General features: G+C 66.9%; 20 protein-coding genes. 6 read left to right on the top strand and 14 right to left on the bottom strand.

Annotated elements, in window-relative coordinates; translation table 11 throughout:
- The first annotated feature begins 17 nt into the window (after window positions 1-17).
- Entirely contained in the window at window positions 18-590 is a 573-nt protein-coding gene (locus BOQ54_RS18440) for a DUF2076 domain-containing protein (protein WP_071924690.1), read from the top strand.
- 56 nt (window positions 591-646) lie between these two features.
- On the opposite strand, the gene BOQ54_RS18445 is transcribed toward BOQ54_RS18440, so the two are convergent.
- The gene (locus BOQ54_RS18445; RefSeq protein WP_071924691.1) at window positions 647-1,537 is read right to left on the bottom strand and encodes a LysR family transcriptional regulator; all 891 of its coding nucleotides are present in this window, start codon (window positions 1,535-1,537) and stop codon (window positions 647-649) included.
- Between the two features lie 150 nt (window positions 1,538-1,687).
- On the opposite strand from BOQ54_RS18445, the gene ampC reads away from it, so the two are divergent.
- Entirely contained in the window at window positions 1,688-2,860 is a 1,173-nt protein-coding gene (gene ampC / locus BOQ54_RS18450; RefSeq protein ID WP_071924692.1) for a class C beta-lactamase, read from the top strand.
- A gap of 52 nt (window positions 2,861-2,912) precedes the next feature.
- On the opposite strand, the gene BOQ54_RS18455 is transcribed toward ampC, so the two are convergent.
- From BOQ54_RS18455 to BOQ54_RS18505, 11 genes are all read right to left on the bottom strand, one after another.
- Complete coding sequence (locus BOQ54_RS18455) at window positions 2,913-3,263, bottom strand: cytochrome C oxidase subunit IV family protein (protein ID WP_071924693.1); 351 nt, start codon at window positions 3,261-3,263, stop codon at window positions 2,913-2,915.
- 10 nt (window positions 3,264-3,273) lie between these two features.
- Window positions 3,274-3,990: a heme-copper oxidase subunit III family protein gene (locus BOQ54_RS18460; RefSeq protein ID WP_055458616.1), complete on the bottom strand. Its 717-nt coding sequence runs from the start codon at window positions 3,988-3,990 to the stop codon at window positions 3,274-3,276.
- Window positions 3,991-4,002: 12 nt separating this feature from the next.
- A complete protein-coding gene (locus BOQ54_RS18465) occupies window positions 4,003-4,701 on the bottom strand; it encodes a cytochrome c oxidase subunit 3 (RefSeq protein ID WP_055458615.1) in 699 nt (232 codons plus the stop codon).
- Entirely contained in the window at window positions 4,698-6,488 is a 1,791-nt protein-coding gene (locus BOQ54_RS18470) for a cytochrome c oxidase subunit I (protein ID WP_071924694.1), read from the bottom strand. Before BOQ54_RS18470 ends, BOQ54_RS18465 begins: the two co-directional genes overlap by 4 nt.
- A 45-nt stretch (window positions 6,489-6,533) precedes the next feature.
- On the bottom strand, window positions 6,534-7,355 hold the full coding sequence (locus BOQ54_RS18475; protein WP_055458613.1) for a cytochrome c oxidase subunit II: 822 nt from the start codon (window positions 7,353-7,355) through the stop codon (window positions 6,534-6,536).
- Window positions 7,356-7,404: 49 nt separating this feature from the next.
- Complete coding sequence (locus BOQ54_RS18480; protein ID WP_083586066.1) at window positions 7,405-7,782, bottom strand: c-type cytochrome; 378 nt, start codon at window positions 7,780-7,782, stop codon at window positions 7,405-7,407.
- Between the two features lie 375 nt (window positions 7,783-8,157).
- Entirely contained in the window at window positions 8,158-10,530 is a 2,373-nt protein-coding gene (locus BOQ54_RS18485) for a TIM-barrel domain-containing protein (RefSeq protein ID WP_071924695.1), read from the bottom strand.
- Between the two features lie 39 nt (window positions 10,531-10,569).
- Window positions 10,570-11,871 carry a TRAP transporter large permease gene (locus BOQ54_RS18490; RefSeq protein ID WP_055458611.1) on the bottom strand — a complete coding sequence of 434 codons (1,302 nt, stop codon included), beginning with the start codon at window positions 11,869-11,871 and terminating at the stop codon, window positions 10,570-10,572.
- Between the two features lie 20 nt (window positions 11,872-11,891).
- Window positions 11,892-12,416 (bottom strand): TRAP transporter small permease, encoded by a 525-nt coding sequence (locus tag BOQ54_RS18495; protein WP_055458610.1) that lies wholly within the window; start codon window positions 12,414-12,416, stop codon window positions 11,892-11,894.
- 76 nt (window positions 12,417-12,492) lie between these two features.
- Window positions 12,493-13,476, bottom strand: a complete 984-nt coding sequence (locus BOQ54_RS18500; RefSeq protein ID WP_063188782.1) for a TRAP transporter substrate-binding protein — start codon at window positions 13,474-13,476, stop codon at window positions 12,493-12,495.
- A gap of 15 nt (window positions 13,477-13,491) precedes the next feature.
- Window positions 13,492-15,351, bottom strand: a complete 1,860-nt coding sequence (locus tag BOQ54_RS18505; RefSeq protein WP_083586067.1) for a glycoside hydrolase family 2 protein — start codon at window positions 15,349-15,351, stop codon at window positions 13,492-13,494.
- A 10-nt stretch (window positions 15,352-15,361) separates the two neighbouring features.
- Here BOQ54_RS18505 and BOQ54_RS18510 point away from each other — a divergent pair, with 10 nt between their 5' ends.
- On the top strand, window positions 15,362-16,609 hold the full coding sequence (locus BOQ54_RS18510) for a LacI family DNA-binding transcriptional regulator (protein ID WP_245316383.1): 1,248 nt from the start codon (window positions 15,362-15,364) through the stop codon (window positions 16,607-16,609).
- On the opposite strand, the gene BOQ54_RS18515 is transcribed toward BOQ54_RS18510, so the two are convergent.
- Together BOQ54_RS18515 and BOQ54_RS18520 are read right to left on the bottom strand one after the other, a co-directional pair.
- Complete coding sequence (locus BOQ54_RS18515) at window positions 16,594-17,856, bottom strand: glycosyltransferase family 4 protein (protein WP_071924696.1); 1,263 nt, start codon at window positions 17,854-17,856, stop codon at window positions 16,594-16,596. The genes BOQ54_RS18510 and BOQ54_RS18515 overlap by 16 nt on opposite strands.
- 7 nt (window positions 17,857-17,863) lie before the next feature.
- On the bottom strand, window positions 17,864-18,355 hold the full coding sequence (locus BOQ54_RS18520; protein WP_055458952.1) for a MarR family transcriptional regulator: 492 nt from the start codon (window positions 18,353-18,355) through the stop codon (window positions 17,864-17,866).
- A 332-nt stretch (window positions 18,356-18,687) separates the two neighbouring features.
- On the opposite strand from BOQ54_RS18520, the gene BOQ54_RS18525 reads away from it, so the two are divergent.
- The 3 genes from BOQ54_RS18525 to BOQ54_RS18535 all read left to right on the top strand — a co-directional run bounded on the left by BOQ54_RS18525 (window position 18,688) and on the right by BOQ54_RS18535 (window position 22,990).
- Window positions 18,688-20,451: a type I secretion system permease/ATPase gene (locus BOQ54_RS18525; RefSeq protein WP_055458607.1), complete on the top strand. Its 1,764-nt coding sequence runs from the start codon at window positions 18,688-18,690 to the stop codon at window positions 20,449-20,451.
- Entirely contained in the window at window positions 20,448-21,857 is a 1,410-nt protein-coding gene (locus BOQ54_RS18530; RefSeq protein WP_071924697.1) for an HlyD family type I secretion periplasmic adaptor subunit, read from the top strand. The genes BOQ54_RS18525 and BOQ54_RS18530 overlap by 4 nt, the downstream gene beginning before the upstream one ends.
- 392 nt (window positions 21,858-22,249) lie before the next feature.
- The gene (locus BOQ54_RS18535; RefSeq protein WP_071924698.1) at window positions 22,250-22,990 is read left to right on the top strand and encodes a calcium-binding protein; all 741 of its coding nucleotides are present in this window, start codon (window positions 22,250-22,252) and stop codon (window positions 22,988-22,990) included.
- The last annotated feature ends 53 nt before the right edge of the window (window positions 22,991-23,043 follow it).

Here is a 23,043-nt window from a genome sequence, read left to right on the forward strand (position 1 = left end):
AACGGAGCTTCGTGACAATGGACAATCAGGACCGGCAGGCCATCGAGGGTTTGTTCGCCCGCCTCGGCGAGGTCGAGCGCCAGGCGGGCCCGCGGGATCAGGCGGCCGAGAGCTTCATCCGCGAGCGCATGGCGCAGCAGCCGGGGGCGCCCTATTTCATGGCCCAGACCATCGTGATGCAGGACTACGCCCTGCAGGAGGCGCAGCGGCGCATCGAGGAGCTGGAGCGCCAGGCGTCGCGCCCGGCCGGCGGCCTCTTGTCGGGCCTCTTCGGCGGCGGGCAGACGAGCCGCGCCGGTTCCGTCCCGGCGATGCCGCGCAGCGTCGCCGGGCCCGGTAGCGCGGCGCCGACAGCGGTGCCGCCGGCCGGGATGCAGCCCGGCCGCGGCGGCGGCTTCCTCGCCGGCGCGGCGCAGACCGCCATGGGCGTCGCCGGTGGCGTCCTGCTGGGCAATGCCATCGCCGGCATGTTCGGCGGCAACGAGGCCCAGGCTGCCGAGGCTACGACGCCGGAGGCGGAGCCCGAGCCAGCGGCGGACGAGGGTGGCGGCTTCTTCGATGGCTTCTTCGGGGGCGACGAGGAGATCTGAGCGGAGCCGCAGGAACCTGCCGTGAAGAACGAGGGGCCGGCGCAAGCCGGCCCTTTTCATTCGGAGGCCGGTTTTTCCACGCCGATCTCATCCAGCAACCAGTTGCGGAAGGTCGCCATGGCCGTCGTGTCGCTGCGCGACTGCAGCCGCGTCAGCCAGTAGCGGCCGGTCGCCACGGTGACGGGGAAGGGCTGTCGCAGGGCACCTGTTTCGAGATGCCGCGCGAACATGAGCGGCGGGGCGAGCGCGATGCCGAAACCCTGCAGGGCGGCTTCCATCATGGCGAGGGAGGAATCGAAGACGACGCTCTCGGGCAGGGCCGGGCCGGCCCCGACGCCCGCGGCGGCGAGCCATTGCGGCCATTCATCGCTGCGGTAGGAGCGCAGCAGCCGGTGCGCGAGCACATCCTCCGGCTTTGTCAGGCACCGGGCGACCTCCGGCGCGCACAGAACGGACAGGGGAGCCTCCAGCAGCGGCAGGGCATCGATGCCGTGCCAGGCGCCTTGGCCGAAGCGGATGGCGTAGTCGAGGCCCTCGGCGGCGATGTCGACGCGGTTGTTGTTGGTGGAGAGGCGCAGGTCGACGAAGGGATGGCGCGCGCGGAAGGCGTCGAGCCGCGGCAGCAGCCAGCCGACGGCGAAGGTTCCGACTGCGCCCACGGTCAGCACCTCGCGGCCGCCGCCCTCGAAACGCTCCAGTGCCGTGGCGATGCGGTCGAACGAGCCCTGCAGCACCGGCAGCAGGGTCTCGCCCTCGCTCGTCAGCATCAGGCCGCGGGGCAGGCGGATAAAGAGCGTCGCATCGAGCTGCGCCTCCAGCTGTTTCACCTGATGGCTCACCGCTGCCTGCGTGACCCGCAGCTCGATGGCGGCCTTGGTGAAGCTCAGGTGGCGGGCCGACGCCTCGAAGGCGCGCAAGGCATTGAGTGGCAGATAGCGGCGGACCATGGCGGCCCCAAATTTTCTAATGGCTCCCCCGAGATATTATCGTTTGCGAGAGACGGTCATGGAATTGTATTTCGACTATCCCGCGCGCGATTAATCATGCAAAGGCGATTAATCTGCGAGAAAGGCATGTGATTTATAGGAGCATAATCGATGAAAAGCAAATATATCGTATCCATATACATCATGTGCTCGTCCATTTTTCTTGCGACAGCGGGCGCTTGTGCGGCAGAACTGGATAGAGGCTTGCTGAAGGCCATCGTCGACGTTGCCATCGAGCCGGTCATGAGAGAGCATGCCGTTCCCGGCATGGCCGTCGGCCTCACGGTGGACGGGAAGCATTACTTTTTCAACTATGGCGTGGCGTCGAAGGAAAGCGGGCATCCGGTAACGGAGACGACGCTGTTCGAGGTCGGCTCGGTCAGCAAGCTCTTCGCGGGGCTGGTGGGTGCCTGGGGCGCCGTGGAGGGCGAAGTCTCGCTCACGGCGCCGGCGAGCAGCTACATGCCGGCGCTGCGCGGCTCCAGCTTCGACAGGATCACCCTGTTGCAGCTCGCCACCTACACGGCCGGGGGCCTGCCGTTGCAGTTCCCGCCCGAGGTCAGGGACGAGGCGAGCATGGTCTCCTACTTCCGCAGCTGGAAGCCCGCCTATCCGGCGGGAGCGCAGCGGGTCTACTCGAACCCGAGCATCGGCCTTTTCGGCCATCTCGCCGCTGCCGGCATGGGCCGCTCCTACGAGGACATCCTTGAAGCCACGATTCTGCCCAGCCTCGGTATGGCGAGCACCCATGTCCGCGTGCCGCCGGAGCGCATGGCAGACTATGCCTTCGGCTACACGAGGGAAGGCAAGCCGCGGCGCATTTCCCTCGACGTGCTCGGTGCGGCGGCCTACGGCGTGCGGACGAGCGCGGCCGATCTCCTGAAGTTCCTCGACGCCAACATCGCGCCGCCGCAGGACGCGCGGCTGCGCCGGGCCATCGCCGCGACGCAGACGGGCTATGTCCGCGTCGGCGAGATGACCCAAGGCCTCGGCTGGGAGCGATACGACTATCCCGTGTCGCTCGAGACGCTGGTCGCCGGCAACACACCGCAGGCGAGCGGCAAGGGGAAGGCCGCCACCTGGCTCGTTCCGCCCGCGCTGCCACGGCCGGACGTGTTACTCAACAAGACCGGGTCCACCAACGGCTTCGGCGCCTATGTCGCCGTCGTGCCGGGCAGGCGCCTCGGCATCGTGCTCCTCGCCAACCGGTTCTATCCTAACCCCGACCGCGTCCGTGCCGCGCACGCCATCCTAAGCGCCGTGGCGGACGGCGCGGCGCGATAGGGAAGAGGCGATGGATGCCGGCCGAGGGGCGGCGAGCCCGTCGACCGGTGGCCTACTGGCCCGCACTGAAGAAGGCCAGCCGCGTCAGCAACGTGTAGTCCGCCTCGACGGCCATGGCGGCGAGGAAGGCGAGTATGGCGCCGATCGGCACGAGGATGGCATAGACGAGGGCGAGCCGCTCCCATGCCATGTGCATGAAAACGGCCACGATGAGCCCCGCCTTCAGCATCATGAAGGTCAGGATCAGCGAATAGCGCAGCGTCCCCGTGAGGTGGAAGTAGTCTACGAGATAGGAGAAGGCGCTCAGCACGAAGAGCCAGCCCCAAACGACGAGATAGAGCCGGATGGGGTGGGCCTTGGCGACGATGCGGTGAGCCGCGTCGCTGCGGGCGATCTCACTCATGGCGTCCTCCTCACCAGAGGTAGAAGAAGGCGAAGATGAAGACCCAGACGAGATCGACGAAGTGCCAGTAGAGGCCCATGATCTCGACGGCTTCGTAGCGTCCCTTGCGGCCTGTGAAGAAGCCCGGCCGTCCGTGGTCGAAATCGCCGCGGATGACCTTGCGGGCGACGATCAGCAGAAAGATGACGCCGATGGTCACGTGCGTGCCGTGGAAACCCGTGATCATGAAGAAGGCGGAGCCGAACTGCGCCGCCCCCCACGGGTTGCCCCAGGGCCTGACCCCCTCGCTGATGAGCTTCGTCCATTCGAAGGCCTGCATGCCGACGAAGGTGGCGCCGAGGAGGGCGGTCACCACCAGAAGCGCCGCCGTCGGCCGGCGCTGGCGGCGGTAGCCGTAGTTCACCGCCATGGCCATGGTACCGCTGCTCGAGATGAGCACGAAAGTCATGATGGCGATGAGGATGAGCGGCAGATGATGCCCGGCGATCTCGAGGGCGAAGACCTCGCTGGCATTGGGCCAGGGCTCGGCGGTCGACATGCGCGCGGTCATGTAGCCGATGAGGAAGGTGCCGAAGATGAAGGTATCGCTGAGGAGGAAGATCCACATCATGGCCTTCCCCCACGACACGTTGCGGAAGGCGCGCTGATCGGCGGAGAAGTCGGTGACGATCGTCGCCAGGCCGCTCTCGGGTTCGCGGGTGCGATGCTCGGTGAACGCGGTGTTCATCGCGCCTTCCTTTCACGACAGCAACTGGCGGCAGACGGCGAGGAAATCCCCCGCCCAGCCGGTGATGACGGCGAAGAGGACGAGCCAGACGAGGGCGAGGAAATGCCAGTAGAGCGCACAGAGCTCGACGGGCAGCTGCGCCGCCGCGGCATCGGGGCTGCGCCAGAGCTTCACCGTCACGGCGACGAGCGCCACGAGCCCGCCGAGGATGTGCGCGCCATGCAGGCCGGTGAGCACGTAGAAGAAGGAATTGGCGGCATTGTCCGCCAGCCGGTAGCCCGAGCCCGCGAGTTCGTCCCAGGCGATGAGCTGGCCGCCGAGGAAGGCTGAGCCGAAGCCCGTGGCGGCGAGGAGCCCGTCGAGCGCGCGCTCCTTCTCGCCGCGCCGGGCCGACCGGACGGCCCAGACGAGGGCGGCGCTGGCGAGGAGGATGAGCAGGGTGGTCACCCACAGGATGCGCGGCACCGGCAGGGCCGACCAGTCGGCCAGCTGCATGCGCATGGTGTAGGCGCTGAGAAACAGCGAGAACAGGGCGCCGACGACGGCGAGGAAGACGCCGAGCCCCACCTTGGCGGCCGGCATGTGCGCGAGGCCGCCGGTGTCCTCGACGATACCGGCCGCCAGCCACGGCCGGCTCATCAGCCGCTGGCCGTACAGCCACCAGGCTGCGAGCGCGGCAAGGAGGACGAGGAAGGCGACAGCCGCGGTCACGACATGCCTCCCGGCGCGGGTCGGGGCCCCAATGGCACGGCCTCCGGCGGCATGTTCTGCGGAATGAAGTCCTGGGCGACGCCGGGCACGTTGTAGTCATAGGCCCAGCGGTAGACGGTGGGCTGTTCCCTGCCCCAGTTGCCGTGCGGCGGCGGCGTTTCGGGCGTCTGCCATTCGAGGCTTGTCGCCCGCCACGGATTGCCGCCGGCTTCGCGCCCGTGCCGGATGCTCCAGATGAGGTTGAACAGGAAGAGGAGCTGTGCCGCCCCGACGACGAGGGCGAGGACGGTGATGTAGGCGTTGAGCATCTGCGCCGAGGCCGGGAAGAAGCTGGCTTCCCCCATCTCGTGGTAGCGCCGCGGCACGCCGAGGAGACCGAGATAGTGCATGGGGAAGAAGATGGCGTAGGTGCCGAGGAAGGTGATCCAGAAGTGCAGCTTGCCGAGTGCTTCGTTCATCATCCGCCCGGTGACCTTGGGATACCAGTGGTAGATGGCGCCGAAGATGACGAGCACGGGCGCGATTCCCATCACCATGTGGAAATGCGCCACGACGAACATGGTGTCCGACAGGGGCACATCGACCACCACATTGCCGAGGAAGAGCCCAGACAGGCCGCCGTTGACGAAGGTGACGATGAAGCCGAGGGCAAAGAGCATCGGCACGGTGAGATGAATGTCGCCGCGCCACAGGGTCAAGATCCAGTTGTAGACCTTGATCGCTGTCGGCACGGCGATGATAAGGGTTGTCGTGGCGAAGAAGAAGCCGAACCACGGGTTCATGCCGCTGACGTACATGTGGTGCGCCCAGACGACGAAGCTGAGCGCGCCGATGGCGAGGATCGCCCACACCATCATGCGATAGCCGAAGATGTTGCGCCGCGCGTGCGTGGCGATGAGATCGGAGACGATGCCGAAGGCCGGCAGGGCGACGATATAGACCTCCGGGTGGCCGAAGAACCAGAACAGGTGCTGAAAGAGGATGGGGCTGCCGCCGCCGTAGTCGAGCCGCGTGCCGAGCTCGATGAGCGACGGCATGAAGAAGCTGGTGCCGAAGATCTTGTCGAACAGCATCATCACCGAGGCGACGAACAGGGCCGGGAAGGCGAGCAGCGCCATCACGCTCGCCGTGAAGATGCCCCAGACCGTCAGCGGCATGCGCATCAGCGTCATGCCCCGGGTGCGCCCCTGCAGCACCGTGACCACGTAGTTGAGGCCGCCCATGGTGAAGCCAGCGATGAACACGATGAGCGACACCAGCATCAGGATGATGCCGCTCTCCTGGCCGGGCGTGCCGGAAAGGATCGCCTGCGGTGGATAGAGCGTCCAGCCCGCCCCCGTCGGGCCGCCAGGGGCGAAAAAGCTGGCGAGGAGGATGACGACGGCGAGCAGGTAGAACCAGTAGCTCAGCATGTTGGCGTAGGGGAAGACCATGTCCCGCGCGCCGACCATGAGCGGGATGAGGTAATTGCCGAAGCCGCCGAGGAGCACTGCGGTGAGCACGTACACGATCATCATCATGCCGTGCATGGTGATGAGCTGGTAATAGGCGGCGGCGTCGATGAAGGCGAAGGTGCCGGGAAAGCCGAGCTGCAGGCGCATCAGCCACGACAGGAAGAGCGCGATGAAGCCGATCGCCAGCGCCGTCACCGTGTACTGGATGGAGATGGTCTTGGCGTCCTGGCTGAAGACGTATCGCGTCAGCCAGCTGTGCGGATGGTGGAGGGTGAGGTCCTCCACCTCGGTCGCTGCGGTTTCTGCCACCCTGTCGAGGGGAACGTCGGCCATCGCTTCAACCCTCCGCCCTTGCCCGGCCGCCGCGCGGCCGGCATCTCACCGCTCGGCTATCACCGGCACCGCCCGCTGCGCCGCCGGGCGCGCCGGCTGCTGCTGTTCCAGCCAGGCGCGGTAGTCGCTTTCCTCGGCCACCACGACGAAGCCGCGCATGAAAGCGTGGCCGACGCCGCACATCTCGGCGCACAGCACCTCGAAGGTGCCGGTTCGCGTCGGCGTCAGCCAGAAATAGGTGACCATGCCCGGGATGAGGTCCATCTTGGCGCGAAACTCGGGCACGTAGAAGTCGTGCAGCACGTCGAGCGAGCGCAGCACCGCCTTCACGGGCCGGCCGACGGGCAGGTGAAGCTCTCCCCCCTGCACCATGACGTCATCCGCCCCGCGCGGATCGTCCGGGTCGAGGCCGAGCGGGTTGTCATCGGAGACATGCCGGATGGCCGTGGCGCCCAGCCTGCCGTCCGGCCCCGGCAGCCGGTAGCTCCACTGCCATTGCTGGGCGACGATCTCCACCTCGTCGGCATCGGGCGGAACGGTAATGAACTGGCGCCAGACATAGAGCCCCGGCGCCAGCATGGCAGCGACGCCGATGGCGGTGACGACCGTGAGCCACCATTCGAGGCGCCTGTTCTCCGGCTCGTAGAGCACCTCGGCCTGCTGCGGCCGGTGGCGGTAGCGCCAGACGCACCAGGCCATGAAGAGGACGACGGCGACGAAGACGAGCCCGGTGATCCAGAAGGTGATGGTGATGGTGTGGTCGATGTAGCTCCAGTTGGAGGCGATCGGCGTCCACCACCATGGGCTCAGGAGATGGAACACCACAGAGCCGATGGCGATGACAAACAAGGCGAGAGCGACGTACATGGCCCCTTCACCTCGCGGGTTCCATCGGGCGCACGGCCGCGCCCATGGCCTATTGCGTCAGCGCGACGGGCACCTCGTCGAACTTGTGCAGATAGGCAATGAGATCCTTGATCTTCTGCTCGTCCTTCACTCCGGCGAAGACCATCTTGGTGCCGGGAATCTTCTCGCGCGGATTGCGGATGTATTCCGCGAAGGTTTCTTCCGTCCAGGTGATATCGGCGCCCTTGTTCGCGCCGGAATATTGGAAACCCTCGACCATGCCGGTCTTGCGCCCGAAGAGACCGTTGAGCACCGGCCCGACGGCGTTGCGCGCATTGGGCCCGACCTGGTGGCAGGCTTTGCACTGGGCGAAGACGCGTTCGCCGGCGGCCGCGTCCTGAGCGGCCGCGACTTCCGAGAGGGCGATCAATGCGCCAAGGGTTGCCAACAATGTCAGGACCGCACGCGGCAGACCTCGCGCAAGGGCCGAGGCTCCACACCGCCCGGTGGCTCGCCGTGCCATATCCGTCCCTCCCGAACCGCAGTTCGAGACGTCGCAGCCCCTCGCCGCCGGACATCTACTTCCGGCAGCACCGAGACCTGCCGCGACCCGTAGGAATAGAAGTATAGCCCGAACAGCCCGCCTCGGACAAACGGTTCGATCCTCCGATCGTCGAAGGGTCTCGGAGCCGCGCTGGATACGAGGCTCGATTGGACCTAGATGGGTGCGTTTGCGCCATCCGCGACGCCGGGCGGGCGCGGGACCTTCCCGGCGCCCACCTGTCGCAACAGCCGGGCCGTCGCCTCGTCAAGAGGCTCGGGATCACGGTGTTTCGGATACGATCCGCACGTCTGTCATCGACCGTTCGGAGAGCGTTGCCCCCGCATGGTCCTCAAGGCGCAGATGCGTCCAGCGCGGCGCATGGCGGCCGCGGCGCAGGACCTCCACCTGCCCATCGGGCAGCATAGCGCAATTGAGGAGAACGTGGTTTGCCGTATCGAGGATGCTCTCGCCGTCGTCGTCGAAGACGACGCGCGGGCGAAGGCCGCCGTGGTGGGAGAAAAGCCGCAGCGCGAGTGTTGCGGGCTCGCCCGGCGCCGGGCCGAGCGGCAGGATGGTGGCGCCGCGCACGAGAAGGGGACAGCGGCCGAGCGGCGCCGCCACCTCGATGCGCCTGCCGCCGGGATGCCACGCACCCGTATGGAAATCGAACCAGCCCTCCGGCACGGCCGGCAGATAGACCGTGCGCGCCGTGAGGCCGGGATCGACCACGGGCGCGACGAGGAGGTCGTCGCCGAGGAGGAAGCTGTCGTCCTCCTCGTAGGTCAGGGGGTCGTGCGGAAAGGCGAAGAAGGTCGGCTGCAGCAGGGGCACGTGTTCCCGATGCGCTCGCCACAGGAGGGTGTAGAGAAGGGGCGTCAGCCGTTCGCGGAAGGCGAGCGCCGCGCGCACGAGTGGCAGCACCTGCGGGTACATCCACGGCTCGTTGGCGCTGCCGTCGTCGTTCCAGGAATGGATGGTGAAGCGCGGCCAGAATATGCCGTGCTCGATCCAGCGCACGAAGAGCTCGGGTTCCGGCTTCGGTCCGGCGAAGCCGCCGATGTCGTGGCCGAAGTTGAAGAGACCTGAGATGGACAGGCCGTGGCCCATGCGCAGGTTGTAGCGCAGCGTCTTCCAGGCGGTGCGGTTGTCGCCCGTCCAGGTCTGCACGTAGCGCTGCATGCCCGGGCCGCCCGAGCGCGAGATGAGATACGGCCGCTTGCCAGGGGCATGCGCCGTCTGGGCCATATGCGAGGCGCGCATCATCAGGTTGGTCTGCACCGGGCGCAGCGTGGCGATGGTGGTGCCGGCGCCAGCGAGGTCGCAGCCTGCCTTATCGTCCCAGATCTCGAACTCGTTGTTATCGTTCCAGGTCGAACCGATGCCGTTGTCGAGAAGGCTGGTCTTCACCTTGGCGCTCCACCATGCCGACGTCCGCGGATTGGTGAAGTCGAGATAGGCGCCCGTGCCGCCCCAGAACTGCGTAAGATGCGGCTTTGCCGCATCCTCGCTGTCGCGCACGAAGCCGCGAAAGGCCTCGACCTCGGCAAAGAGCGGGTGGTCGGTAAGAAGGGCAGGCTTGATATTGGCGGCGATCTCCAGCCCCGCCGTGCGCAGCCGGCGCGCGAATCCGGCCGGATCCGGAAACTTGTCGCGGTTCCAGTGGAAGACGTAGCGCTTGTCGCCGATCATGGTGTAGCCGGACGACAGCTGGAACGAGCGGCATGGGATGCCGTGCTCGGCGAGCAGGGCAAGGAACTCCTCGAACCGCGCCGGCGGGTCGGCGTCGTCTGTGTACTGCATGGTCGAGCCCGAATAGGCGAGCGACCAGCGCGGCGGCAGGGCCGTGCGGCCGGTCAGCGCCGTGAAGCGGGCCGTGACCTCGGCAAGGCTCGGGCCGAAAACGACGTAAAGGTCGAGGTCGCCATCCTCCGCCTCGAAGCTGCGGTAGTCGCCGTGATAGGCGTCGATCTCCTGACCGAGGTCGAAGGCGCCGCGGGCAAGATTGTCGTAGAAGAGGCCGACGCTGTCCCCGCCGCGATCGGGCCGCACGGTGGCATAGAACGGGATGTGCTTGTAGAGCGGGTCGCTACGCTCGGCATCATAGCCCATGGCGTCGATGGTGCCCATGCGCAGGCGCCGGCCGTGCTTGTCCGCATCCCCGCTTTTCTCGCCGAAGCCGTAATAGCGCTCCTCACGCCGCCGCACCAGATAGTGCGCAAGGCGTGGTCCGTGGCGGTCGAAGACATAGGCGCTCGTCGGCCGGTCGGCGAGCACCTGCCGCCATGCTCCGTCGGTCTCCTGGCGGAAGAACCAGTCGAGCCGCAGTGGCGCCCGCTGCACCAGGATGCGGTAGAAGGCGGTCTCGACCGTGATGGCGGCCTCATCTTCGGCGATTGTCGCCGCGATGCCGGGGAAGCCGCTGCGAGACAGGCGGTTGCGCCCCGTGAGCGCGTCGGGCTCCTCAGCCTCGCCGGCAAGTTCCGGCGACAGCGACCAGGTGCGGTCGATGCGCAGGCCGTTCGGCCGCAGCACGAGGAACCGGGCGAGATGGGTGTCGAGCAGGTCGATGATGGCGCGATAGCCGCTGTCGAGGGCGAGTTCGACGCGGCCCGCGTCGACCGACACGAGACGAGCTCCCGTCAGCACGAGCATGTTCTAGTCTCCAGGTCGTCGGGTCTGCAGCGGCGCGGGTCAGGGCATCAGCCCGAAGAACCGCGGCAGCCACAGCGAGATGGCGGGGATGTAGGTGACGAGGAGCAGGGCGCCGGTGCTCCACAGGAAGAGAGGGATGAGGGGGCGGAACACCTGCTCGATCGATACCTTGGCGATAGCGCAGCCGATGAAGAGGGCGCTGCCGGTGGGCGGCGAGACGATGCCGAGGCACATGTTGAAGACGAGGATGATGCCGAAATGCACCGGATCGACGCCGAAGCTCTGCAGAACGGGCAGGAAGATGGGGGTGAAGATGAGGATGCCGGGCGTCAGGTCGAGGAAGGTGCCCATGATGAGCAGCACGATGTTGACGAGCAGCAGCGCCATCACCTTGCTGTCGGACACCTGGCGCACCCACTCGCCGATCATCTGCGGGATCTCGGCCAGCGACATCACATAGGCCATGGCCATCGAAGTGCCGACCATCAGTGAGACGATGGCGGTTGCCTCCAGCGTGTCGACGAGGATGCGATAGAGGTCCTGCAGGGACAGCTCGCGGTAGAGAAGCGCGAGCGTCAGGGCATAGACGACGGCGATGGCCGAGCCCTCGGTCGCCGTGAACACGCCGCCGACGATGCCGCCGATGACGACGACAACGAGGCCGAGGCTTGGCAGGGCGGCCACGATGGCGCGCAGCTTCTCACCGGTGGAGAGGCGGGGTGCGCGGGCATAGCCGCGCTTCTTCGCCATGATCCAGGTGGGAATCATGATGGCGAGACCGAGAACGAGGCCCGGCAGGTAGCCGGCGACAAACAGCGCGGCGATCGAGGTGCCGCCGGACACGAGCGAATAGATGATGAAGGCGCCGGACGGCGGAATGAGGAGCCCGGTGATGCAGGAGGAGATGTTGACGGCAGCGCTGAAGCTCTTGTCGTAGCCTTCCTTGTTCTGCAGGGGCTGCATGGTGCCGCCGATGGCCGAGGCCGCGGCGACGGCCGAGCCCGATACCGAGCCGAAGAGCATGTTGGCGAGGATGGTGATCTGCGCCAGCGCACCGGGCATCCAGCCGACGAAGACCTTGGCACAGTCGATGAGCCGGCGGGCGATGCCGCCCCGGTTCATGATGGCGCCGGCCATGAAGAAGAAGGGGATGGCGAGCAGGGCGAAGCTGTCGAGCCCGGTCGCGATGCGCTGGGCGGTGACGGCGAGCGCCGGCCCCGGCGGCATGATGGTGAGGAGCGCCGCGATCGAGGCAAGGCCCGTGGCGAAGGAGATAGGCACGCCTGCTGCCAGCAGAACGGCGAAGGCGACACTGAGGACAAGGGCGGGGGAGAGTTCCATGCGAGGTCGTCCCTGGCCGATCAGTCGAGGCTCACATGGTCCTCCGCGACCTCGCCGCCGCTCGCCCACTGGGCGAGCACGAGGGCGGCGTAGAGCGCGGTGAGGGCGCCGGAGATCGGAATGACGGAATAGACGAGGCCCATCGAGACCTGGAGCGCCGGCGAAACCTGCACGAGGCGCGCCGCGCGCTCGGTCAGCGCATAGCCCCCGTAGACCATGACGGCGACGGAGAAGCCGACGACGAGCAGGGCGATGATCCACTCGAGCACCCGCCGCGGTCCGAAGGAGAGGAGCTGCGTGAGGGCGGTGATGGCGATGTGGCCGCGCCGACCGAGCACATAGGCCGCGCCGAGCAGGCTCACCCAGATGAAGGTGAAGCGGGCGATCTCGTCGGTATATGAGGTGGAGGCGCCGAAGAAGTAGCGCCCGAGCACCTGCCAGACGACGCAGCCCAGCATTACCACCATGAGCGGGACGGTGATGGCGAGCACGAGCGCATCGAGTGCGCGGTGGAGGCGCCGTATGACGCCGAGGCCTGTGCCCATGCTCGTGTCCTCTCCGACAGCTTTGACCAGCGTGGAACGCCCCGGCCTATTCGGGGCGGGGCGCAGTCTGCGTGGCTTACTTGAGCGCCTGGATACGCTCGGCGAGCGAGGCGAGCGCCGGTGTCGCCTTCAGGTCGTCGTACATGGGCTGCACGGCGGCGCGGTAGGCGGCCTTGTCGGCATCGACGAAGGTCACACCCATGGCGACGGCATCACCCTCGGCCTTCCTGAGCTCGGCCTTCCACGCTTCGTTGTGGGCTTTGCCGGAATCGACCGCGGCCTGGCGGATGATGTCCTGCTGGGCGGCGGGCAGCCGCGACATCGTCATCTCGGAGATGAGCAAGACGTCCGGCACGCGGGTATGCTCGTCGCGCGTGTAGACCTTTGACACCTCACCGTGCTTGGCCAGTGTCAGCGCGGTCACGTTGTTTTCCGCGCCATCAACAACCTTCGACTGCAGCGCCGTATAGAGCTCGCCCCAGGCGAGCGGTGTTGCCGTGGCGCCGAGCAGGTTCACCATGCGCGTCGCGACCGGGCCGGGCTGCACGCGGATCTTGAGGCCGGCGAGATCCTTGGGCGTGGGCACCGGCTTGTTGGCGTAGAAACTGCGCGTGCCGTTATCGTAGTAGGACAGGCCGACGAGGCCCTTGGCCGCCGCCGAATCAAGGATCTCACGGCCGATCTCGCCATCCGTCACCTTGAAGAAGTGCGCGTCGTCGCGGAACAGATACGGCAGGTCGAAGATGCCGAAGGTCGGTTCGAAGGCGGCCAACGGCGCGGCATTGGTGTGAGCGAAGTCGAGTGCGCCGCTCTGCAGCTGCTCGATGAGCTCGCGCTGCTGGCCCAGCTGGCCGGCGGCGAAGACACGGACCTCGATCTCGCCGTTGGAGCGCTCCTTCACAAGTGCGGCGAAGTTCTCCATCGCCTTGTCGACCGGGTGGTCCTTGGCGAGCGAATGGGCGAGGCGCAGCGTGGTCTTGGCCGCCGCCGGCAGGGGCAGCGCGAGAGCGGCGATGGCAGCGAGCGCGATGGCGCTGCGGCGTGTGGTCTTGAACATCACGAGGGTCCTCCCGGTTTAACTGGCGCCTTGATTCGTCGTCGCGAGCGGCGCCTGCCCGCCCGCGCCGCCGTTCTCCGCCCGCCGCCGTTCGGCCCAGCACGCGGCGAGGACGTCGAAAGCCCGCTTGCGCGTAGTCTTGTCCTCGGCCACGAGGCCCTTGCGGTTATAGCCGCGCTGGAAGACGGTCTGACGGCGTTCGGTGCGGAAGTCGTAGAGGATCCAGGGGCAGACGCCCTGCACATAGCCGGCCCGCGCCAGCGTCGTAAGCTGGGCGCGATAGACGGCCTCCTGGCAGTCCTCGGTGAAGAAGGTGGTGGCGGGGCCGCGCAGGCCCGCCACGGCGTCGGCCCCCGTCTCGGTGATGATGACCGGACGGTCGGGGTCGGAGTTTGCGAGGAGGCGCTCGAGTCCCTCCATCGAGGGCTCGTACCAGCCGAAATACTCGTTGAGGCCGATGACGTCGAGATGGGCGGCGAGCCTGTCCTCGATGCGAAAATGCGCGCGATTGATGAGGCAGGCGGCCGAGACGAGCCGCGTGCCGTCAGCCTCGCGCGCCGTTGCCGCGAGCCGGCTCATGAAGGCATGGCGCGGATCGGTGTCGGCATTCTCGTTGCCGATGCCCCAGATGATGACGCTGGCTCGGTTGCGATCGCGCCGCACCATCTCGCGCAGCTGGTTGTCGGCATCGGCGAAGGTATCTGCCGCCTCGAAGGCGATGGCCCAGTAGACGGGGATCTCCTCCCATAAAAGGAAACCCAGTTCGTCGGCGAGCTCGGCCGCCCGTTCATGGTGCGGATAATGGGCGAGGCGCAGGAAATTGCAGTTGAGCGCCCTGGCATGGTCGAAGCGGCGGACGAGGTCGGCCTCACTCGTCGTCTTGCCGAGGGCGACGTCGTCCTCGTGCACGCAGATGCCGCGCAGGAAGATGGGCTCGCCATTGAGGAGGATGCGCCGGCCGTCGACGCTGATCTCGCGGAAGCCGACGCGGTCGCCAATCTCGTCGTGACCGCAACGAACGGTGACGGCATAGAGGCGCGGGGTGTCCGGGCTCCAAAGCGCCGGGCTGGCCTCGACCTCTATGGAGCCGAAGCCGCCGCTGACGGGCAGGGCGAGCGCGTCGATCAGGCCGTCGACCGCGATGGTCGCGGTGCCGTCTACGGGATCGGACAGGGTTACGTCGAAACGCAGGCGCCGTCCGCCGCTGCCGGGCACCAGGGCGGCGCCGAAGTCGCGGATGAAGACCGGCGGCAGGCGGACGAGCGACACCTCGCGGTAGAGCCCGCCGTAGTTGAACCAGTCGGTGTGCTGCATCGGCACCCGGTCTGGACGACGACGGTTGTCGACCTGGATCTGCAGGCGGTTCTCGCCGTCGACGAGATGGCCAGTCAGTTCGATGAAGAAGGGCGTCGAGCCACCGCGGTGGGCGCCAACGAAGATGCCGTTGAGGAAGACCCGGGCCTCGTAATTCGCCGCACCAACCCGCAGAACGATGCGCTCATCTGCGCCCGTCCGGTGCGTGAAGAAGCGCGTGTACCAGGCCGCGCCCTCGAGATAGGTCCATTCGCGCCGCAGCACGTTCCAGCACGAGGGCACCGGCGCCGTCACCTCGGCGTTGGTGTCGTAGTCGCGGGGCACCGGCCAGGCCTCGACCGGGGCGGGGGCGTCGGCATACCACTTCTGCCGCAGGCCCTCGTCGTAGGGGTCGATCGCAAAGCGCCACTCGCCGTCGAGCGATTCGGCCGCGCGGCCACCCATGAAGACCATGTCGCGCCAGCCCACGTAACCTTTCGCGAAACGGCGCTCGTAGGCTTCGTCATGAAGGTGGTGGTAGGGGTCGATTTGGCCCGGACCATCCATTTCGTCCTGCGCCGACATTCTCTCTCCCGTGCGCTTCCAACCGCGCCGCTTCGGCGGCGTCTCACTCGTTTGCTCGCGAAAGGCGCTGCTCAAAGGGCATTGGCAAACGTTTGCCTTCCGACAGAAGGAACTTGGCAAACGTTTGCCTGCCATGCAAGTTGAATCTCAAGTCGCGCTGAAACCAAAGCGCAGAGTTGACCTCACGGCAGGTCTGCGGACGATTGTCCATGCAAGCAAGGGGGAGGGATGGGGTTTGGCGCCTGCCAGGATCAGGGGCACTTCGACGAAATCAGGGTCGCGGGCATCCCTCGCCGAGGTGGCGGACCGTGCGGGTGTTTCCATCTCAACCGTCTCGCGCATCGTCAACGGCATCGTCGGTCGCGCTTCTGCCGAAACGGTCGCCCGCGTGCGTCAGGCTGTGGATGAACTGGGCTACCGGCCGGATCGAATCGGACGGGCAATGCGGCAACGCCAGAGCAACGTGGTGGCGCTGTTGGCCCCCAACCTCGCCAACCCGGCCATGTCCACCATCGCCGCCTCGACCGAAGAGGCCCTGCGCCGCGTCGGCCATGTCATGGTGCTGTGCGACACACACGACCGGGCCGACCTGCAGGACGAATATCTCGCCGCGATGGCTGCGCAACTGGTGCGCTCCGTGATTTTCCTCGGCGCCGTGGCGAGCCCGGCCCTGCGGGCGGCGAGCGAGGCAGGCGAGGTTTTTCTCTTCGTCAACCGGCGCAATCCGCACGACGAGCGAGCCCCGTTCGTCGGCATCGACAACCGCGGCGCGGGGGCCGCCGTCGCGGCGCATTTTCTGGCGAACGGCCATGCACCACTCGCCGTCATCCATTCCGATCATTCCTCCTCGGCGGTACGGGACCGGACATACGGCTTCATCGATGTCCTTACGAAAGCCGGGATCGCGCCCGAGATGCTTATGCGCCTGAGCGCGCCGGGCGACGACCATCTCGATATCGGCTATCAGGCGGCCGCTGCGATCGTCGCGGCGCCGCAGCGGCCGCGGGCCGTGCTCTGCACAAGCGACCTCATTGCCTATGGCGCTCATCGCCTATTGACGGAGGCGGGGCTTGCCGTGCCGGACGACGTGGTCTTGGTCGGCATCGACGGCAATCCCATCAATCCGTGGCTTGCGCCGTGGCTGTCCTCCGTCGTGATTCCCTATGAGGATTACGGGCCGGTGATCGTCGACAGCCTGGAGCGGATCTGGGCCGGCGAGGATCCCGGCGAGCGGCTGCTGCCCTATGCCTTCGGATAGCCCCGCCCCTGCGGCCGGTGGGCAACGCGACGCAGGGTCATCCGCTCCACAAGTGTCTCGACGAGACCTATCTGGCGGGGCAGGCACCGCTCGAGGGCGAAGCGCATCGCCACCGTCGCCCGGGCCGCTGTCCTGAGCGGTGCGAGGGTCCGCCCGCGAGCGAGTGCTGCGACGATGGTCTCGGCCAGTGCCTCCTCGTCGAAGAAATCGACCAGGAGCCCGTTGCGTCCATGCGCGAGCACCTCCCGCACCGGTGCGGTGGCGGACCCGATGACGAGGCAGCCGCAAGCCATCGCCTCAAGGAACGACCACGACAGGACGAAGGGGTAGGTCAGATAGACGTGCGCCGCCGATATCTGGAACAGGCGCACGAGCGCCGCGTGGGGGATGCGCCCCAGGAAGACGATGCGCTCGGGCGGGAGGCCCGTTTCCTCCATCATCGCTTCCCGCCAGGAGCGGCCGTCGTCTCGCGCACGGCCATAGCTGATGCCGTCGCCCCCTACGACGACGAAGAGGGCCGTGGGATGGCGCGCGGCGACGCGCGCGGCGGCACGCATGAACTGGGGAAAACCGCGATAGGGCTCGAGGTCCCGTGCGACGAAGGTCACGACGGGATCGCCCTCGGCGATCACGCGGCCGTCGGGCAGCTTCATCCGGACGCCGGCCTGCGGCCGGCAGAGAGCCATGTCGATGCCGTCGTGGCACACGACGATGCGCCGGCGCAATTCGGCGGGATACTGGTGGCGCTGCCAGCGGGTGGGGCTGAGGCCGGCCTCGATCGCCTCCATGGTGAGGAGCTGCGCCGAATTGCGCATGCGCAGGCGCATACGGTCGTCGAGCGCGGGCTCTTCACCCGGCGCAAAACCCACGTCGCTGCCCTCGCCGCGGTAGAAGAACTCACAATAGCCGAGCATCGGCGTGTACGGCAGCACGTCCTTGGCGAAGAGGAGGCCGCCCCAGCCTATGTGGCCGATGACGACCGCCGGCGGGCCGCTGCGCTGCTTGAGATTGTCGAGCACCGCGGCCACCTGCGCGCCGGTGCGCACGTGCAGCTCTGTCGCCAGCAGATGGGGATGCGGCGTCGCAGCCCGCCGGCCCTCCGTCATGTAGCGCACGATGGCGATGTGCGAGGGGCGTTGCTCCGCCCGCTCGCAGACGAATGTGATGTCCCACCCCTCGGCCGCCATGCGGTCGACGAGGCGGCCGAACTGCCCCGGGAAGTGCCGGTGGACGAAGATCGCCCGCATCGCGCCGTCAGGCGATGCGCGCTTCGCCCGACCTCAGGGCGTCCGTCCAGGTGTGCTCGATCCGGCGCAGCGTGCGGAATGTGATCTCGAGGTCGCGCAGTTCCCCATCATCCCGCACCACCAGCCGATGGTAGCCCTCGTCCACGCCGCGCACCAGCTCGCAGAGCTGGCGCCCCTTGTCCGACAGGCGGATGCGGGCGGAGCGGCGATCACGCACGGAGGCACTGCGCTCGACATAGCCGGCTTCGACCAGCCGCTTCAGATTGTAGGAGGCGTTCGAGCCCAGATAGTAGCCGCGGTCGATGAGGTCGCGCACCGACAGGTCGTCGGGCCCGATGGTGAACAGCATCATCACCTGCGCAGGGCTGAGATCGTCGGCGCCGATCCGCATGAGGTCGACGCGGAACAGGTCGAGATAGCGGCGGTGCAGCCGCTCGATGCAGCGAACCAGCTCAAGGTGCGCCACCGAGCCGGCATCGCCCGCCTCCTCGCGAGGCATTGAGCCGGGAAAATAGGCCCTGTGCCCGTTGGTCGGCATGGCTGTCAAAGCGGTCATCTCATTGGCAGATTTGTGTTCCATGCTGGTTCCCGTCGTATCGCTGCAGTTTTAGATCGATTTTCGAACTATCCTTGCAGCGTTTTCCCAGTTCATTAGGCCTGTCCGATCGAGTCGCCGGCGGCCTTTATATCATTATAACGTTACAATGCATGCGATTCTTCCGCGATGGCAAAGTCTTCGTTGCGAAGAGGCACGCATCGACACATTCTTGCACGAATTTTCGGGCAAAAGTGAGGGACGGCCGAAGCCCATCCGTCCGGAGCGGTATACGCATGAAGAACACCAAGAGGCCGGCCAGCGCCGCGGACCTCATTCACCAGGGCCAGAAGACCTTCTTCGTGGGCCTCGTCTATGCCGGCATCCTCAGCGGCATCATCAACATGCTGCAGCTGATCGTGCCACTGTTCATGCTTCAGGTGCATGACAGGGTGATCAACAGCCAGAGCCTCGATACGCTGGTGATGCTCATGATCATCGCCGGCATCGGGCTCGTCCTCTTCGGCGTCCTCGACTATATTCGCTCACTCACCTTCCAGGTGATGGGCGGGGCGCTGGTGCGCCGGCTCAACCTGCCGGTGCTGCAGGCGGCCATCGCCGCCTCGGTAGGCCGGGGCGGCGTGCGCGCCAGCCAGGCGATTCGCGATCTCAACGACATTCGCTCCTTCCTCACCGGCAGCGCGATCGGCGTGCCGCTCGAGGTGATCTGGTGCCCCATCTTCCTCGCCGTGCTGTTCGCCCTGCATCCGCTCTACGGCATCCTCGCGCTCATCTCGGCGACGATTCTCGTCGTGCTCAGCCTCGTATCGGACTTTCTCACCCGACGCGCCCTGAAGCGCGCCAGCGAATCGTCGGTCGAGAACATCAGCGAGATCAGCGCCAGCCTCCGTCATGCCGAGGCCATCGAGGCCATGGGCATGCTGCCGGCGCTCGCGCGGCGCTGGCGCAGCGCACAAATGCGGACGCTCGACCTCCTCGACACGGCCGCGCGCCGCGGGCGGGCCATCCATTCCGTCACCCGCACGTGTCGCTACATGATGCAGATCGCCGTCCTGTCCGTCGGCGCGACGCTCGTCATCGAGCAGGAGGTCAGCCCCGGCTCCATGATCGCGGCGAGCATCATCACCGGCCGCCTCCTGCTGCCGCTCGACACGATGGTCGACGGCTGGCGCAGTTGGGTCTTCGCCATCGCGGCCTGGAAGCGCGTGCGGGAGCTGCTGGAGAAGCAGACACCCGTGCGCGATACGACCCCGACCCCGCGCACCGAGGGCGACCTGCTTGTCGACCGTCTCGTCTTTGCGCCGCCCGGATCGGATGTGCCGGTGCTCAAGGGCGTGTCCTTCGCCCTGTCGCCCGGCGAGATTCTCGGCGTCGTCGGGCCGTCCGCAGCCGGCAAGTCGACGCTCGCGCGGCTCCTCGTGGGGGTCTTCAAGCCGACGGCCGGTGGCGTCTATCTCGATGGGCACAACGTGTTCCTGTGGGAGCGTGGCTCGTTCGGCGAGATGGTCGGCTACCTGCCGCAGAACGTGTCGCTGCTCGATGGCACCATTCGCGAGAATATCGCCCGCATGGGTGAGGCGGATCCACGCCAAGTGCTCGCGGCCGCGCGCCTTGCGGATGTCCATGACATGATCGGCCGGCTGCCGCTCGGCTACGACACACCACTCGGCGACGGCGGCTACACGCTCTCGGGCGGTCAGCGCCAGCGCATCGGCCTCGCCCGCGCGCTCTACGGAGAGCCGCGGCTCATCGTGCTCGACGAGCCCAACGCCAATCTCGACGCCGAGGGCGAGCAGGCTCTGATGCGAGCCATTGTGGCGGCCAAGCAGCGCGGTGCCATCGTCGTGCTCATCGCGCACCGGCCGTCGATCATGCAGGTCGTCGACAAGCTGCTCGTCCTGCAGGACGGCCGCGTCAGCCAGTTCGGGCCCCGCACCTCGATCGTGGCCAGCATTCACCCGGCCGACAAGCCGGCCGCTGCAGTGGCGGACGGCGGGGGCCGCGTCGCTGCGCTCGCGGGTTCCGGGAGGCCGGCATGAAGAAGGACATTGAGATCGTCGCGCCGGAGACGCGCGAGGCCGCACGCCAGCGCGCCAACGAACGCCGCCTCGAGGCGGTGCCCGCGCAGAACTGGGCCGAGCGCTACGAGGCAGATGGGCCGCCCGTGCCGACGCTGCGCGGTCCTGTCATCGCGGGGCTGGTGGCCGTCGTCCTGGGCCTCGGGGGCTTCGTGGGATGGGCTTTCTCCGCGCAGCTCGACAGTGCTGCCGTCGCGACGGCGACGGTCATCGTCGATACGAAGCGCAAGACGGTGAGCCACCTCGAGGGCGGCATCCTCAAGCAGTTGCTGGTGCACGAGGGCGAGACCGTCAAGGCCGGCCAGCCGCTGGTGCGCCTCGACGACACGCGTGCCCGCGCCGACTATGCCGCCCTCGATGCCAAGCGCATCGGTCTCGAGGCGCGCCTGGTGCGTCTCAGGGCGGAGCAGGCGGGGGCCGGGGAACTCGTCTTTCCGGAGGCGTTCGAGACGTCGCCGAGTCCCATCGCCCGCGAGGTCACGCGCGCCGAGCGCAACCTCTTCAGAGCACGCCGGGAGATGTTCGACCGGAAGGTGGACATTCAGAGGAAAACCATCGAACAGCAGGAGGCGGAGCTTGCCGCCATCCGTGCCCAGACCGAGGCCAACACCCGCCAGCGGGAACTGCTCGACCGCGAATTGCAGGCCATCTCCACTCTCGTCGAGAAGGGCTATGCGCCCCGTCCGCGCCTGACCGAGCTGCAGACACGCGAGAGCGAGCTTGCCGGGCGCGCCGGCGAGCTCGTGGCCCGCAAGGCCAAGGCTGAGCAGGCCAAGGCTGCGGCCGAACTGGAGATCCTGTCACTTCAGACGGACTTCCAGCAGCAGGTGGCGGCCGATTTGCAACAGGCTCAGCTCGAGCTCGCGGACACGACCGAGCGCATGCATTCCGCCAAGGACGTGCTGGAGCGCGTCGCGGTGCTGGCGCCGGAGGACGGCATCGTCACCGATATCCGCATGCGCACACCCGGCGGCGTCATCGCTGCCGGCCAGGCGATCCTGGATCTGGTGCCGGATCAGGAGCGGCTCATCGTCGAGGCGAAGGTCAGTCTGCGCGACATCGATTCCGTACACGTCGGGGCGCCGGTGCGGGTGCGCCTCCTCGCCTACAACAATCGCAGCCAGGCGCCGCTCGACGGCCGTCTCATCTATCTGTCGGCCGATCAGCAGATCGACGAGCGCAACCAGGCCGCGTTTTATGTCGTGCGGGCGGAAATCCTGCCGGAGAGCCTTGCGGCCAATCCGTCGGTACGGCTCTATCCCGGCATGCCGGCGGAGATCCTGATCATCAACAAGCCGCGGCTTGCCGTCGACTACCTGCTGGCACCAATCACAGAGAGCTTCAACCGGGCTTTCCGCGAAGAATAGCCGGCGTCGGGTCTCGCTACGCCCCCCCCGGAGCCCGGTAACTCCGGAGGGGCTGCCTTGCTGCACCGCCAAACCGCCCAACGATACCTGTCGTCTATCGCATCGTGGCGACGTCTCCCGGTGTTGCGCCGCGGCATTTAATTCGAGTTTCGAACTTTTTTCGCAGCAAATTGAAGCATTAATATATGAAAATGACTTGCTGATTTGATGACGATATTATGGCAATACAAAAGTCATTCCATGAACTATTATTTTATGACTTCACACTCGCAGAAAGCGCCCCTATAGTCCCGCCGTCAAATGCTGTTGTGCGCTGCACACTGCACATGAAGACGAGCCGGCAAGGCCGGGCTGGATGTCCGCTCCCCGGCGAACCAACGAAGGAGACAGCTATGGCGACTCTCGAAGGTGGCGCCTTCGACGACACCCTCTTTGGCACACGAGGCGCAGATGTGATCTGGGGCCACGGCGGCCATGACCTGATCTTCGGCGGTCGGGGCGATGACGTTCTGTTCGGCGGCGAGGGTGACGACCGGCTCTTCGGCGGCCAGGGCGATGACGCCCTGTTCGGCGGCGAAGGAGACGACCTCCTGTTTGGCGGTCAGGGCGATGACATCCTGCAGGGCGGGGCAGGCAGTGACATCCTGTTTGGCGGCCAGGGGGCCGATATCCTCCAGGGCGGCGCCGGCGACGATATTCTCGACGGTGGCAGGGGTGACGACATCCTGCAGGGCGGCGCTGGCGACGACATTCTGCGCGGTGGCCAGGGCGACGACATCCTGCAGGGCGGAGAAGGCAACGACGTCCTCATCGGCGGCCAGGGTAACGACATCCTGCAGGGCGGTGCCGGTGACGACATTCTCCAGGGTGGCGCCGGCAACGACGTCTTTGTCTTCACCGGCGGCGGCGGAAACGATGTCGTGCTCGACTTCAAGGTCGGCGAAGATGTTCTGCAGATCGCGAAGGACATCAACGGCACGGGCATCGCATCGGCCGACGATCTCGTCGACCGTATCCACCAGGCGGGCGCCAATACCGTGATCGACCTCGGCAACGGCGACACGATCACCCTCGTCAATACGGACGCCGAGAGCGTCCAGCAGAATCCGGGCGACTACTTCACCGTCCACTGACAATGAGGGGCGTCGCGGCCGGGCCCGGCTGCGACGCCCCCGCCGATGCGGGG

Source organism: Chelatococcus daeguensis (assembly GCF_001887265.1).
GTDB lineage: Bacteria > Pseudomonadota > Alphaproteobacteria > Rhizobiales > Beijerinckiaceae > Chelatococcus_A > Chelatococcus_A sambhunathii.